Raw genomic sequence first — 14,639 nt, 5'->3', positions numbered from 1 at the left:
CGAGCGGGTGCACATACGAGGGTCGGCCCCCGGTCCGTACCGGGGGCCGACCTCGTACGGCCTGTCTCAGGCGTGCAGCCCCAGATCGCCGTGCACCGGCTTGGCCTGGTTCACCACGTCCGCCGTCTCCTCCGCGGTGTCGAACACCGAGGTCCGGGTCTCGGCGCCGCTCGACTCGCCCTGCGGCGACATGAGCTCGAAGGGGACCGCGGTGCGCGTGTTCAAGCCGGTGTCGAGGCCGGTGGACGCCAGGTCGATCTCCTGGGCGTACGCGGGCGCGGCCATGCCGGCGGCGATCAGGGACCCGGCAATGACGGCAGCAGCCTTCAGGGACTTCATCATGTTCCTTTCTTCGGCAACGCGGGTCGCCGGAGGGGCTTTGTGTCGTCGGGCCTAACGATTCCCGGCCGGTACGGAAACCGGGAGACCACGGATTGACGAGTCGTCATATGAGATCAAACGGCAGGCGGCACCACCGGCACCGGCAGAACGGTGGGCGCGGGCGCCGGGACCCCCGGCCCGCACGAGTGGCACGACGGGTCTCCGGTGTCGCGTTCTCACCCGTGCGGCCCTGTCCTGCCCGATGAGAAGACGGGCGGGGAGTGCCCGGGCACCGCCCCGTGAGAAACCGGCTTCACGATTCCAACACACTTGTCGGCGTTGGTTGAGTTTCAGCGAATTTGTCCACCTGATGGCTAGAGTTGCGCCGACGCACCCCCAGAGGCGGACGCATCGCACTCGCCGTGCTGCCTGCTCGTCCCGGCGGCCCTGCTCGTCGTCGCCGTCCTCAGGCACGGCTCCGGCACCGGCGGTGCCGCCGACCGCGGACGTCGTCTTCCTCCATCCGGTCACCGCCATCCGTTCCGAAAGGCTCCGACGGTCATGCGCCATTCCCTGGGCCAGTTGCTTCGCCCTGCCGCGGTGGGTGTCCTCGCACTCGTCGCGATGTGGGCACCCTGCGGCTCCCCCGCCGCCTCGCCGGCCACCTCCCCTGCCGCGGCGCCCGCGCCGGAGGCGAGCAGTCTCCCCTTCGGCCAGCGGTACCACGCGCTCCAGCACGGCGGCATCGTGCGCGCGGCCAACTCCTCCGCCACCTGCCGCACGAACCAACCTCCCGCGTGCGCGGGCGCCCAGGCGGGCGCGCAGGCGGTGAACGGCGACTTCGACATGTTCTACGTCGACGTCGACCGCGACCCGAACACCTACAACTCCTCCCGCGCGGAGGTCCGCCTGCCCTCCGGCTCCCGGGTGACCTACGCACGCCTGTACTGGGGCGGCAACCTGCGCGTGGGCGAACAGAAACCGGCACAGGACAACGAGCGGGTGCTGATCGCCGAACCCGGTGGGGAGTACAAGGAGCTCCTCGCGGACACCGTCGTCGGACACGACGTGGCGGACGGCGCGGACGCCTTCCAGGCCTCGGCGGACGTGACCGGGCTGGTGCGCGACAGCGGGCCGGGCCCGTACACCGTGGCACAGGTCAACGTGGCCGCCGGCCGGTCGGCGGCCGGCGCCTGGGGCGGCTGGACCCTGGTGGTGGCGTACGAGAACCCGGCGGAGCCGCTGCGGCACCTCTCGCTCTGGGACGGCTTCGCGCCGCTGAAGTCCCGCACGGGCCCCGAGGTCCGGCTCGGCGGTCTGGACCTCCCCGGGGGCACGAGGGGCCTGGTGGGGCTGGTGGCGTACAACGGCGACCGCGGCACCACCGGCGACTCGCTCACCGTGACCAGCGGCTCGCCCGCCTCCACCGTGGCGCTCGCCGACTCCGCCAACCCGGCCGAGGACGTCCTGAACTCCACCATCAGCGGGCCCGCCGGGGCTGCCCCGGCGCGGGTGCCGGCGTATTCCAACACCCTCGGCTACGACTCCGACGTGTTCACCCTCGGAAGTGACCTGCTGCGCGCCGGCGACCGGGTGAGCTTCCGGCTCTCGTCCCGGGCGGACGCGGCCTGGGCCGGCGTCCTGTTCACCGCCGTCGACGCCCGGCGATGAACACGCCGCCCCCCGTCCCGGACGCCGTCGCGCGCGGGGAGTCCGCGCGCACCGCCCTGTCCCCCGCCGGCCGCCGGCCACGGGTGCTGCACCTCACCCAGCCGGTGGACGGCGGGGTCGCCCGCGTGCTGACCGACCTGGTCCGTACGCAGGTGGCGAACGGCCTGGACGTCACCGCGGTCTGCCCCGACAGCCCACTCGCCCTCCACCTGCGGGCCCTCGGCGCGCAGGTGCGGAACTGGCGCGCGACGCGGTCGCCCGGTCCGTCGCTCGTGCGGGAGGTGACGCACCTCGCGCGGCTGATCGACGAGGTGCGCCCCGATCTGGTGCACGCGCACAGCGCGAAGGCCGGCCTCGCCGGGCGGCTCGCGGTGCGGGGACGGATTCCGACGGTCTTCCAGCCGCACGCCTGGTCGTTCGCCGCGGTGGGCGGGGCCACCGCGGCGCTCGCGCTCACGTGGGAGCGGTGGGGGGCACGCTGGGCCGCACGGGTGGTGTGCGTGAGCGAGGCGGAACGGACGACCGGCGTGCACGCCGGGATCACCGGACGGTGGGCCGTCGTCCCCAACGGCATCGACCCCGAGCGCTTCTGCCCGGCCGGCACCGGCACCGTGCGGGCCGGGCTCGCCCAGCTCGCCGCCCTCCACCCCGCGACGCCGCTCGTGGTCTGTGTGGGGCGGCTCTGCCGGCAGAAGGGGCAGGACGTCCTGCTGGGGGCGTGGGACTCCGTCGTGCGGCAGGTGCCCGCCGCACGGCTCGTCCTGGTCGGCGACGGGCCGGACCACGACCGGCTGCGCGCACGGGCCCCGGAGTCCGTGCTGTTCGCGGGGGCCGTCCCCGACGCCTCGCCCTGGTACCAGGCCGCCGATCTCGTCGTCCTGCCCTCCCGCTGGGAGGGCATGGCCCTCGCCCCGCTGGAGGCGATGGCCTGCGGGCGTCCCGTGGTGGTCACGGACGTCGACGGCGCCCGCGAGAGCCTGCCGCCGTCCTTCGCCCCCCGTTGTCTGGTACCGCCGGAGAACCCGGAGGCACTGGCCGGGGCCCTGTCCGGGCTGCTGCTCGACCCGCCGCTGCGTGAGTCGCTCGGTGTCCTGGGCCGTCGGCACGTGCTGTCCGTCCACGACGTACGGCACACCGCCGCGCAGGTCGCCGACGTCTACCGCGACCTGCTCGGCACCTGGCCCTCCAGCAGGAGGACAACAGGTCCGTCCCGGGGCGTCGAGCGCGGCCGGGCCCGCGGCACCGAGCCCACCGAGCCCACCGAGTACAGGGAGTCCATCCGCTCGTGACCGCCGAACACACCGTGACCTCCCCCGGCGTACCGCCGCGGGAGCACGGCTCCTCGCCCGTTTCCGTCACGCCGCCGCGCGGCACCGCCGGCGGACTGCGGCTGCCCGTCCCGCGGCCTGCCTCGCCCGTCCCGCTGCTCCTCGCGGACGCCGCGGCCGCCCTGTCGGGCACGCTGGCGCTGTCCGGCGCCCAGTGGCGCTCCCCGCTCCTCGCCCTGCTGATCACCGCGTCGCTGCTGCTGCGGCCTCGTGGCGGCCGGTGGCCGGGACCGGGGCTGCTGGACGAACTGCCCGCCGTGTGCGGCCGGGTCGCGGTGGCCTGGCTGGCACCCGCGGCGCTCTGGGCGGCGTACCGGCCGGAACAGGCGTTGTCCGCCGGTACCGTGCTGACGGGTCTCGTCCTGCAGTCGGCGGTCTGCTGCGCGCTGCGCGCGGCCGTGCACGGGCGGCGGCGCGCAGCGCTGCGGCGCCACCCGCACGCGGCCCTCGTCGTCGGCCCGGCGGCGACCGCGCAGCACGTGGCCGCCGCTTTGCTGCGGCACCCGCGGTGCGGCGTGCGGCCGGTGGGGGTGGTCGCCGAGCAGCCGGACGGCACCGAGGGCCTGCCGGTGCTGCGCACCGGTGAGGAGGTCGAGCGGGCGGTCATCCAGAACGGGGTGCGGGCCGTGCTGGCCGTCCACCCCTCGGTGCGCGCCGGGCAGGGCCCGCTGCTGCGTGCGCTGGCCGACTCGGGCTGCGTGGTCTGGGAGATCGACGCCGACTCCCCCGCGTACCCGGCACAGGAACGGCTGGCCGGGTTCCCGTGCCGTCGCCTGGACCTGTCACCGGCGCGCCGCGGCAGTGCGGGCAAGCGCGTGCTCGACATCCTCGTGTCGGGGACGCTGCTGCTGCTGACCGGTCCGCTGCTGGTGGTGTGCGCGCTGACGCTGCGGCTCAGCGACGGGCCGGGCGTGGTGTTCCGGCAGGAACGCATCGGCAGGAACGGCGAGCCGTTCACGCTGCTGAAGTTCCGTACGCACCGGCCGGTCGACGAGCACGAGTCGGCGACCCGGTGGAGCGTGGCCGACGAGAACGAGATGCGCCGGTTCTGCCGCATGCTGCGGCGCACCTCGCTCGACGAGCTGCTCCAGCTGTGGAACGTGCTCCGCGGCGACATGAGCCTGGTCGGGCCGCGCCCCGAACGCCCTTACTTCGTCTCTCAGTTCAGCCAGACCTATCCGGGTTACGCGGCCCGCCACCGGATGCGGGCCGGTATCACCGGCCTGGCCCAGGTCCACGGGCTGCGCGGCGACACCTCGATCGAGGACCGCTGCCGGTTCGACAACGCCTACATCGACGACTGGTCCCTGTGGCAGGACATCTGCATCCTGCTGCGCACCGCGGTCACGCTGGTCCGTCCGACGGGGAGCTGACCGACGTGAGTTCCGCCCCCGCAGCGCTCCCGCGCCGGGCCGCCGGGCCGGCGCCGGTGCTGCCCCTGGTGGCCCTGCCCGCCCTGCTGGCCCTGCCCCTGACCCACGACGGAGCGGGGCCCGCGGACGTGGTCTCCGCCCTGGTGGTGGTGTACTGCGTGATCCTCCTGCTGCGTGAGCGGCGGCGCCCGCTGCCGCCCGCCGCGGCCGTGGTGCTGGGCCTGCCGGTCGTGGGGCTCGCGCTCGCCGCGATGGGGGCGTCCTCGCCGGAGGCCGGGTTCACCGGCCTGGGCCGCTATCTGCAGGTCTTCGTGCTCGTCCCGGCGGCCGTGCTGGTCCTGGTCCGTGACCGCACCGGCTTCCGGGTGCTGACCTGGTCGTTCGTGGCTCTCGCGCTGTGGCAGGGAGCCGTCGGCGTGCACCAGTACGTCACCGGGACCGGCGCCTCCTACCAGGGCGAGAGCGTGCGTGCGGTCGGCACCTTCGGCGCCCACGACGTGATGGGCATGGCGACGGCGGTCTCCCTGGGCCTGGTGTGCGCGGTCGGGATCGCGCTCGGCCGGACGGCCGTGTGGCAGCGGGTGACGGCCACCGGATGCGCGGTGGCCCTGCTGCTGCCGCTCGCCCTCTCCTTCAGCCGGGGCGCCTGGGTCGCGACCGCCCTGACCTGCGCCGTACAGCTGGTCCTGGCCGGACCGCGGCGCGCACCGAAGGTGGCCCTGGCCGTGGCCGCCGCGGGCGTGGTCCTGACCGGTGGGTTCGGCATCGGCACCGACCGGTTGCAGGAGCGGATCGACAGCATCGCGCAGGTCGGCGACGCCCCCGACCAGTCCGTCGCGGACCGGTACGCCCTGTGGGCGGCCGCCGGCGGCATGTGGCGCGAGCAGCCGCTGACGGGCGTGGGCCTCAAGGGCTTCCCCGAGTACCGCGACGGGCACGCCGGCCTGGCGCTGTCCTCGGGCAGTGACATCGGGGGCGCGGGGACGGAGTACCGGAAGCAGGCGCTGCTCTCGCCGCACAGCATGTACCTGCTGGTGCTGAGCGAGCAGGGCCTGATCGGGCTGGTCGCACTCGCCGGCGGCTGGCTGGCCCTGCTGGTGTGCGGGCTGCGGAGGCTGCTGCGCGTCCGCAGCCGCCTGCCGGGCCCCGGCCGTGGTCCGGGACTCGACTGCGGGCTCGTCGCCTGCGGACTGCTGCTCTGGCTGCTGACCGACTTCGTGTACGGCGACATCGGCGGCCCCTCGACGATGCTGATCGCCCTGGGTCTCGGACTCGCGGCGTGGTGGGCACTGGCCGTGGGCGAGCGGGAGGACGTCGTACCGCCGGGCGCGGTGGCGGAGCGTGTCGAGGGGGCCCCGGCGCGATGACGGTGGTGCCCTCGCAGAGCCCCGTACCCGGCTCGGACACGGACGCCGGCACCGACGGGGCGGTGACCGTGCCCGCGGCGCGGGGCGCCGCGCCCGCCGGGCACGGCACCGGGCCGGGCTCGGCCCCGGCTTCCCGGAAGTTCCTGGCCCGGGCCGCGCTCGTCACGGCGGCGCTGTCGATCGCCGGCTCCCTGCTCGGCCTGGTGCGCGACCAGTCGCTGGCGCGGCTGTTCGGTGCCGGCAGCGACACGGACGCCTTCCTGGTCGCGTGGACCGTGCCGGAGATCGCCGCCACGCTGCTGATCGAGGACGGGCTGGCGATCGCGCTGATCCCGGCGTTCAGCATGGCGCTGGCCCGGCGTGCCCGGGGCGAAGCGGGCGATCCGGTGCGCGCCCTGGTCGCCGCCACGCTGCCCCGGCTGTGCCTGGCCTTCGCCGCGACGGCCGCCCTGGTCGCCGCCGCGGCCCCGTTCCTGGTCCAGGTCCTCGCGCCGGGCCTGCCCGACCCCCGGCTGGCCGTCGACTGCACCCGGCTCACCGCGATCAGCCTGCTGGCCTTCGGGATCGCCGGCTACTGCAGCGCCGCCCTGCGCGCGCACCGCCGCTTCGTCGCGCCCGGGGCCATCTACGTCGCCTACAACACCGGCATCATCGCCGCGATGTTCCTGCTCGGCCGCACGTGGGGCGTGCGCGCCGCGGCGGCCGGGGTCGCGGTGGGCGGCTGTCTGATGGTGCTGGTGCAACTGCCTTCGCTGTGCAGGCAGCTGGCGTCCCGCACACCGGCCGCCGTCGAGGGGGCGGCGGGCGACGCGCGGGAGCGGCCGGTACGGCTCGTCCTGATCGCCGCCGTCCTCCTCTTCGCGCTGTGCCGCCAGTCGCAGGTCCTCGTCGAACGCTTCCTCGCCTCCTCCCTGCCCTCCGGGGCCATCTCGCACCTGAACTACGCGCAGAAGGTCGCCCAGATCCCGATGACACTGTCGCTGATGGTGTGCACCGTCACCTTCCCCGTGGTGGCGCGGGCGCTGGCGGACGGGGACACCGAACGCGCCCGCGACCGTGTGGAGCGGGACCTGGTGCTGTCCTCCTGCGTGGTGCTGACGGGCATGGCCGCGGTGATCGCCTGCGCCCCGCAGATGATCGAACTGCTCTTCCAGCGCGGCGCGTTCACCGCGGACGACACCGTGGCGACCTCGGACGTCATGCGCGTGTACGCCCTCGGGCTGCTGGGGCAGACCCTGGTGGGGACGCTGGTCCGCTCGTACTTCTCGGCGGGCCGGCCCAGCTGGTATCCCCTCGCGGTGATGGGCGCGGGCATCGCCGCCACGTCGGCGATCGGCGCCGTCGCCGTGCGTCCCTGGGGGGTCGCGGGGATCGCCGCCGCCAACGCGTTCGGCATCACCGTCACGGCAGCCCTGCTGCTGTGCGGTCTGCGAACGTCCCGCCGCGACAGCTCCCGCGGTGTCCGCCTGCGGGTCCGGCCGGTCCTGGCCGAGCTGAGCAGGCCCGTGCTCGTCGCGGTCGTCGCCACCGGTGCCGGGGCGTTCGCCGCGAGCCGGTTCGCGTCCCCGGCGGCGGGGCTCGCGGCCGGCGTTCTGAGCGTGACCGGCGTCTTCGCCGTGCTCTGTCCGGCCCTGGGCGTCCAGGGCTCCGCATCCGCCGTGCGCTCCGTACGCACCGTCACACGAAGGCTCACCCATGGCCGCTCCCGTTGATTCCGTCGGTCCCGTGAACTCGGTCGACTCCGGCGATTCCTTCGACTCCGGCGGGCGCCCCGCCGCGCCGCCGGGCCCTGTCCCGTGGGTGGCGATGTACCACTCGGTGGGCGACTGCTCGGACGATCCGTACCGCATCACGGTCACGCCCGAGCGGCTCGAGGGGCAGCTGGCCTGGCTGCGCCGGCGGGGTCTGCGGGGCGTGTGCGTGGCCGACCTGCTCGCCGCCCGCGCCCGGGGCGCGGGGCGGCGCCTGGTCGGGCTGACCTTCGACGACGGGTACGCCGACTTCGTCACCGACGCCCTGCCGCTGCTGCGCCGCTGGGACTGCGGTGCCACGCTCTTCGTCCTGCCCGGACGGCTCGGCGGCGACAACTCCTGGGACCCGCTCGGCCCCCGCAAGCCGCTGCTGACCGCGGACGGCATCCGGTGCGCGGCGGCCGAGGGAGTGGAGATCGGCTCGCACGGGCTGACCCACATCGATCTCACCCGGGCGGACGACCTCGCCCTCACGGCCGAGGTGGCGGAAAGCCGCGAGCGGCTGGCGGAGCTGACCGGCGCCCGGGCCGACGGCTTCTGCTACCCGTACGGCGCGGTCGACGTCCGCGCCGTACGGGCCGTGCGGGAGGCGGGCTACGCCTACGCCTGCGCCATCGACCCCGGCCCGCTGACCGGCCCGCACGCCCTGCCGCGCGTGCACATCGGCCAGAACGACACGGCCTGGCGCCTGCGTCTGAAGTACCGGCTGCACCGGCTGCGCCGGCGCCCGGTGGAGGGCCTGTGACATGAGGGCTCTGCACATCATCACCGGCCTCGGCGTCGGCGGGGCCGAGCAGCAGTTGCGTCTGCTGCTGCGTCACCTGCCCGTCGACTGCGACGTCGTGACGCTCACCAACCCCGGCGCGGTCGCCGAGGGCCTCGCCGCCGACGGTGTCCGCGTCACGCATCTCGGCATGGGCGGCAACCGTGACGTGACCGCGCTCCCGCGGCTGGTCCGGCTGATCCGCTCGGGCGGCTACGACCTGGTGCACACGCATCTGTACCGGGCCTGCGTCTACGGCCGGCTCGCCGCGCGCGTCGCCGGGGTCCGCGCGGTCGTCGCCACCGAACACTCCCTGGGCGACTCCCAGATGGAGGGCCGCAGGCTGACGGCGGGGGTGCGCGCACTCTACGTCTCCAGCGAGCGGCTCGGCTCGGCGACGGTCGCCGTGTCCCCGGCGGTGGCCGACCGTCTCAAGCGCTGGGGCGTGCCCGCTCCCCGTATCGAGGTCGTCCCGAACGGCATCGACCTGGACCGCTTCCGCTTCGAGGCGGAACGGCGTGCGCGCACCCGCCGCCGTCTCGGCCTGCCAGAGGGTGCCTTCGTCGTCGGCGGCGTCGGCCGGCTCACTGCCGGGAAGCGGTTCGACGTCCTCGTCCGCGCGCTCGCCCGGCTCCCGGAGGACCACTGGCTGCTGCTGGTGGGCGGCGGCCCCGAGGAGCACGCCCTGCGCCGCACGGCCCGTGCGGCCGGCGTGGCCGACCGGGTCCTGTTCACCGGCGAACGCCCCTACGTCGCGGACGGCTCCCCGGGCCCCGACCTGCCGTCGCTCACCTCGGCGATGGACGTGCTGGCGTCCCCGTCGCTGGAGGAGGCCTTCGGCCTGGCGGTCGTGGAGGCGCTGGCGTCGGGCCTGCCCGTGGTCTACGCCTCCTGTCCGGCGATCGAGGACCTGCCGCCGCCGCCCGCGGCCGGTGCCCGGCGGGTACGGGGCGGCCCCGAGGCGTACGCGCGGGCGATCGCCGGGGTCCGGGCGGCGGGCCCCCTGCCGCGCACCGCCCCACAGGTCGCGCACCGCTACAGCATCACCGGCAGCGCGGACCGGCTCATGGACGTGTACGCGGCGGCTGTCGCCCGTTCGTCGTCCCCCTCCTCTTCCTCCTCCTCTCTGGGAGCAAGCTCCTCATGACCGATACTCCGACCCTCCGGCTCCGTCTGTTCCTGGCCCGTGTCAGGAGGCTGCCGGCCTGGTCCGTGATCGTGGCCGGCGCCCTCGCCGGCTGCCTGTCCGGCGGCGCGTACGGCCTGTTCACCTCCACGACGTACACGGCCACCAGCTACGTCGTCGCCGTGCCGACCGAGCAGTCCACCCCGGAATCCGCCCGCGGGTTCGCGCAGGCGTACGGACGGGTGGCCACGCAGCTGGCGGTGCTCGGGGACGCGCAGGTGTGGGCGGGCGTGCCGGTGCGGACCCTGCAGGACAGCGTGCGCACGGCGACCTCGCCGGACGCGCCGATGGTCGCCGTCTCGGCCACCTCCTCACGTCCCGACCTCGCCGTCGACATGGCCAACGCGGTCTCCCGCGCGCTGACCCGGCACGCGGACGCCGCCAGGAGCAGTACTCAGATCCGGCTCGTGCAGTTCTCGCGTGCGGTGAAGCCGAGCAGGCCGACGTCCGCCTCGCCGGCGTTGACCGCTCTGGTGGGGGCGAGCGCGGGCGGCCTGCTGGGCGGGCTCGCCCTGCTGGCCCGGCCGCGGCGGACCGGCGGGGACGACGTCCCCGCCCCCGCCGCCTCGGTGCCCGGCCCCGCCCCGGCCGCCGACGCGCGCGGACAGCGGTGACGGCGGTGGGCCCGGCCGGGCCGGCGACGGCCGGGGCGGGTGCGTTCAGCGGCGTCTCGGCGGGTGCGCGGTCACCAGTCGAAGCGGAGGCAGAACTTCCCGCCGAGCCAGAACTCCACCCTGCTGCCCAGATCCAGCGGCGAGCAGTCCTCCTCGGGCGGCGGTGCGGCGGGGACGGGCGGGACGGGTGGCACGGACGGCACGGACGGCACGGGGGCGAGCACCGGGGGCACAGCGGTGCTGCGGCCGAAGAGGACCGACCGGTAGACGTGGGACGAGGCCGGGTTCTTGTCGCACCGCCACACACCGTGCGGACAGTAGTCGGACAGCGTGTTGTACAGCGGCCTGTGCTTGTCCATCCAGGCGAGCATGCGCCGCATGTACTCGGGATTGTCGCCGTTGCGGAAAAGCCCCCATTCGGCATAGGAGATGGGTTTGCCGTGGGCTTTCGCGAAATCCACGTGCGCCTGCAGTCCGTAGGGCTCCCCGACCTGTTCGTCGAAAGGCATTCCGGCCGGCTGGTCGTAGGAGTCCATGCCGATGATGTCGACCGTGTCGTCCCCCGGGTAGCACTGCGTCCAGGGAACGTCGTCCCGGCCGCGGCTCGGCGTGAAGTCGAACCTGAACTTCTGGCCCGGCACCGCACGCATGGTGGTGACGATCCTGTTCCAGTACGCCTTCCAGGACTCCGGGTCCGGCCCGCAGCGGTGGGTGTACGTGATGCCGTTCATCTCCCAGCCGAGCACGAGGACCGTGTCCGGCACCTTCAGCCGGACCAGCCGTTCGGCCAGCGCGCGGAAGTGGTGATCGAACTCCCCGGCCGCGCCCCGCCGCAACAGCTCCCGCACCTCGTGGTCCGGGACGCCCGCCTCGTTGCGCTCCTGCAGGGGCACGTTGAGGACGAGCATCCGGTCGGCCTTCTCGTTGCGCCAGCGCGCCCACGACTCGAGGAAGCGGATGTCGCCCTCGATGTCGCTCCAGTCGTTGCCGGGCAGGTAGGTGTGGCCGACACGGATTTCGGCGCCGCCCAGCCAGCGGCTGAACTCCTGGATCCGGGCCACGCCCCGCTCGTCGGAGCCGAGGAAGGCGCCGAAGGGCGGGCCCTGTGCGCCCGGTACCTGGACGGCCGGGGGCATGACGACCGGGCCCGACGGCGCGGGGAGCGACGGCGCGGGGACCACCGGGGCGGGGACCACCGGCGTGGGCACCACCGGCGTGGGGACGGGCCGTTGTACGGGGTCCGGGAAAGCGGCCGCGGCCGCCGTCGGCCCCGGCGCCGGAACGCGGGCATCGCCGGCGCTCACCGCCCCTGCCGCGGGACCGGACGCCAGGGCGGCCGACACCGCTGCCGCCACCACGCCCACGGCCAACCCGCGGACCCGGACACGTTCGTGCTGTGGGGCCATGCCTGCTCCTGTCTTCGCTCTCGTCTCCGGCCTTCCGGCCATCCGGCCTCGGCCTTCTGCCTGTCCGTCCTTCCGACTTCCTTTCTCCGGGCTCCTTATTGACGAACAGTCATCCGAAATTCAGTCACAGGAATACCCCTGGCGCCACTGCCGCTGCGGCTTTCGAGTGCCACGCTCGCCCGTGCGGGTGAGCGAATTCAAAAAGAAAGAGAGAGTTCGTGCCGCTGCTCGACACACGTGTCCCCGCCGTGCTTCTGCGGGTCGACCGGAACCCCTTCCACCACGGAACGCTCGGGGCCGTGCGCTCGCTGGGCAGGGCGGGAGTGGAGGTGCACGTCGTCGCCGACGAGTCCCGAAGCCCCGTGCGCAGCTCGCGCTACGTCCGCCGGCTGCATCCCCCGCCGCCGCCCGGAGCGTCCCCGGGCGACGTCCTCGCCGTGCTGCGCCGCGTCGCCGACCACATCGCGCGTCCCGCGGTCCTGGTCCCGATGGACGACGCGAGCGCGATCGCCGCGGGACGCCTGCGGGACGCGCTCACCCCCTCCTACCTCCTGCCGGACATGCCGGGCACGCTGCCCGAACGCGTCGCCGACAAGGCGGAACTGGCGGCCGTGTGCGCGTCGGCGGACCTTCCGCATCCCACGACGCTCGTCCCCGACAGCCCTCAGCGGGCCGCCGACGACGCGATGCGGCTCGGGCTGCCGGTGGTGGCGAAGTGGAGCCGGCCCTGGCTGCTGCCGGCCGGCGGCGGGCTGCGCAGCACGCTGCTGGTGCGTTCCGCGCAGCAGGCCCGGGAGCTGTACCTGCGTACCCGGGAGGCGGGCAGCCCGCTCCTGCTGCAGGCGTATCTGCCGCCGGGCCCGGAGCGGGACTGGTTCTTCCACGGCTACGCCGACCGGTCGGGCGCCGTGCGCGCCGGCGGACCGGGTGTCAAACGGCTGGCCTGGCCGCGTGGCGCGGGACTGACCGCGGTGGGCAGCTGGGCCCCCAATCCGCAGCTGCGTGCCCTGGCCGAGCGGCTCACCGGCGAACTGGGCTACCGCGGCGTCTTCGACCTCGACTTCCGCCGCTGCCACGCGACGGGCCGTTACCACCTGCTCGACTTCAACCCGCGCCCCGGTGCCCAGTTCCGGCTCTTCGAGGACGGGGCGGGACTGGACGTCGTACGCGCCCTGCACCTGGACCTGACGGGCCGCCCGCTGCCGGACGGGGGCCCGGTGCCCGGGAGGGCGTTCGTGGTGGAGAACTACGCGCCGCTCGCGGTGCTGCGTGCGGCGCCGGGCGGACGCGAACTGGCCTGGTACGCCGCGGACGACCGCGGCCCCGGACGGGCGATGTGGTCCCTGTGGGCCCGCCATGTGTCCGGCCGGCTGCGGGAGCGGCTGGGATCCGGCGCGGCGGCACCGGCGCAGGCACCGGCGTCCCCCGGGGTTCCCCGGGCGGCCTCCCCCTCCCCGACCGACAACGAGAAAGCGAGCAGTTGATGATGTACGACCTTGTGGTGGTCGGCGCCGGTCCGTACGGTCTGTCGATCGCGTCCCACGCGGCAGCCGCCGGGCTGCGCCTGCGCGTGTTCGGCCGGCCCATGGCGTCCTGGCGGGACCACATGCCCGGGGGCATGTTCCTGAAGTCGGAACCCTGGGCGTCCAACCTCTCCGATCCGGGCGGGCGCTGGGGCCTGGCCGCGTACTGCGGGGAGCAGGGGCTGACGGCACGTCACGCCGAGCCGATTCCGGTGGCGGAGTTCGCTTCGTACGGCCTGTGGTTCGCGCGTCACGCCGTGCCGGACGTGGACGAGCGCATGGTGACCCGGGTGTCGCCGGGTCCCCACGGCTTCACGGTGGTGACCGCGGACGGGGAGGCGCTGCAGGCACGGACGGTGGCGCTGGCGGTCGGGGTGATGCCGTTCATCGAGGTCCCGTCCGCCCTGCGCGGACTGCACCCGTCGCTGGTGACGCACAGCAGCCACCACAGCGGCCTCGACCAGTTCCGCGGCAGGGACGTCACGGTGATCGGCGGCGGCCAGGCGGCGCTGGAGACGGCGGCTCTGCTCGCCGAACAGGGCACCCGCGTACGGGTGCTGGCACGGGCGGAGCGGCTGGTGTGGAACGATGTTCCGCCGCCCTGGGAGCGCCCGTGGTGGCAGTCGGCCCGCTCCCCGCACAGCGGTCTCGGCCCCGGCTGGCGGAACTGGTTCTACTCGGAGCGCCCCGGCCTCTTCCGGCGGCTGCCGCAGCCGACCCGGGCCCGCATCGCGGCGACGGCGCTGGGGCCGGCGGGCGCGTGGTGGGTGCGGGAGCGGGTGGAGCGCGCGGTGGAGCTGCTGCCGGGCCACCGGGTCACCGCGGCCTGCGCGGTGCCGGGCGGTGTACGGCTGGACACGATGAACCGCGAGGGCACCGCGGGTGCCCTGGAGACCGAGCACGTCATCGCGGCCACGGGGTTCCGGGCGCAGCGCGACCGGCTCGGCATGCTCTCCGCCGAACTGCGCGGGGCGCTGGCGGTCCTGCCCGACGGCTCCCCGGCCACCGGGCGCGGCTTCGAGTCGTCCCACCCCGGCCTGTTCCTCGCGGGCCTGGTGACCGCCTCCGGGTTCGGTCCGGCCATGCGCTTCGTGCACGGCGCGACGTTCACGGCGCCCACCCTCGTCCAGGGCGTACGCCGTCGGCTCAGGGCGACTCCGCTGCGCGGGGCGACGCTCCCCGTCCCCGGAGGCAGCAGCAGGACGGAGTCCCCGGCGCCGGTGAGCGGCTGACGGAGCAGCCCCCGGGACCGGGGGGGGGGCCCGGGGGGGGGGGGGGGGGGCCGGGGCGGGGGCGGGGGGGGGGGGGGGGCGGGGGCGGGGCGGGGCGGGGTGGG

The 14,639-nt window shown here is 74.9% G+C and carries 12 protein-coding genes; 10 read left to right on the top strand and 2 right to left on the bottom strand.

Annotated features, from left to right (window positions below):
* Positions 1–66: 66 nt before the first annotated feature.
* Positions 67–342 carry a hypothetical protein gene (locus ORI94_RS29660; protein WP_266081409.1) on the bottom strand — a complete coding sequence of 92 codons (276 nt, stop codon included), beginning with the start codon at positions 340–342 and terminating at the stop codon, positions 67–69.
* A 540-nt stretch (positions 343–882) separates the two neighbouring features.
* On the opposite strand from ORI94_RS29660, the gene ORI94_RS29655 reads away from it, so the two are divergent.
* From ORI94_RS29655 to ORI94_RS29620, 8 genes are read left to right on the top strand one after another with little or no spacing between them, the layout of a single operon-like run.
* Positions 883–1,992: a DUF3344 domain-containing protein gene (locus tag ORI94_RS29655; protein ID WP_266081407.1), complete on the top strand. Its 1,110-nt coding sequence runs from the start codon at positions 883–885 to the stop codon at positions 1,990–1,992.
* Complete coding sequence (locus tag ORI94_RS29650) at positions 1,989–3,281, top strand: glycosyltransferase (protein WP_266081405.1); 1,293 nt, start codon at positions 1,989–1,991, stop codon at positions 3,279–3,281. The genes ORI94_RS29655 and ORI94_RS29650 overlap by 4 nt, the downstream gene beginning before the upstream one ends.
* Positions 3,278–4,693, top strand: coding sequence for an exopolysaccharide biosynthesis polyprenyl glycosylphosphotransferase (locus ORI94_RS29645; protein WP_266081403.1), 1,416 nt, complete (start codon positions 3,278–3,280; stop codon positions 4,691–4,693). The genes ORI94_RS29650 and ORI94_RS29645 overlap by 4 nt, the downstream gene beginning before the upstream one ends.
* Before the next feature lie 5 nt (positions 4,694–4,698).
* Positions 4,699–6,060 (top strand): O-antigen ligase family protein, encoded by a 1,362-nt coding sequence (locus tag ORI94_RS29640; protein WP_266081401.1) that lies wholly within the window; start codon positions 4,699–4,701, stop codon positions 6,058–6,060.
* The gene (gene murJ, locus ORI94_RS29635) at positions 6,057–7,772 is read left to right on the top strand and encodes a murein biosynthesis integral membrane protein MurJ (RefSeq protein ID WP_266081399.1); all 1,716 of its coding nucleotides are present in this window, start codon (positions 6,057–6,059) and stop codon (positions 7,770–7,772) included. The genes ORI94_RS29640 and murJ overlap by 4 nt, the downstream gene beginning before the upstream one ends.
* On the top strand, positions 7,756–8,556 hold the full coding sequence (locus ORI94_RS29630) for a polysaccharide deacetylase family protein (RefSeq protein ID WP_416237924.1): 801 nt from the start codon (positions 7,756–7,758) through the stop codon (positions 8,554–8,556). Before murJ ends, ORI94_RS29630 begins: the two co-directional genes overlap by 17 nt.
* A 1-nt stretch (position 8,557) precedes the next feature.
* Positions 8,558–9,721 (top strand): glycosyltransferase, encoded by a 1,164-nt coding sequence (locus ORI94_RS29625; protein WP_266081397.1) that lies wholly within the window; start codon positions 8,558–8,560, stop codon positions 9,719–9,721.
* Entirely contained in the window at positions 9,718–10,374 is a 657-nt protein-coding gene (locus ORI94_RS29620) for a lipopolysaccharide biosynthesis protein (RefSeq protein WP_266081395.1), read from the top strand. The genes ORI94_RS29625 and ORI94_RS29620 overlap by 4 nt, the downstream gene beginning before the upstream one ends.
* Before the next feature lie 71 nt (positions 10,375–10,445).
* Here ORI94_RS29620 and ORI94_RS29615 read toward each other — a convergent pair whose 3' ends face one another.
* The gene (locus ORI94_RS29615) at positions 10,446–11,780 is read right to left on the bottom strand and encodes a glycoside hydrolase family 26 protein (RefSeq protein ID WP_266081393.1); all 1,335 of its coding nucleotides are present in this window, start codon (positions 11,778–11,780) and stop codon (positions 10,446–10,448) included.
* Positions 11,781–11,998: 218 nt separating this feature from the next.
* Here ORI94_RS29615 and ORI94_RS29610 point away from each other — a divergent pair, with 218 nt between their 5' ends.
* Positions 11,999–13,264, top strand: coding sequence for an ATP-grasp domain-containing protein (locus ORI94_RS29610; RefSeq protein ID WP_266081391.1), 1,266 nt, complete (start codon positions 11,999–12,001; stop codon positions 13,262–13,264).
* A gap of 2 nt (positions 13,265–13,266) precedes the next feature.
* Complete coding sequence (locus tag ORI94_RS29605) at positions 13,267–14,535, top strand: FAD-dependent oxidoreductase (RefSeq protein WP_266081504.1); 1,269 nt, start codon at positions 13,267–13,269, stop codon at positions 14,533–14,535.
* The last annotated feature ends 104 nt before the right edge of the window (positions 14,536–14,639 follow it).

This window comes from Streptomyces sp. NEAU-W12 (assembly GCF_026242095.1).
Lineage (GTDB): Bacteria > Actinomycetota > Actinomycetes > Streptomycetales > Streptomycetaceae > Streptomyces.
This window is presented reverse-complemented; position numbering and strand designations above follow the sequence as displayed.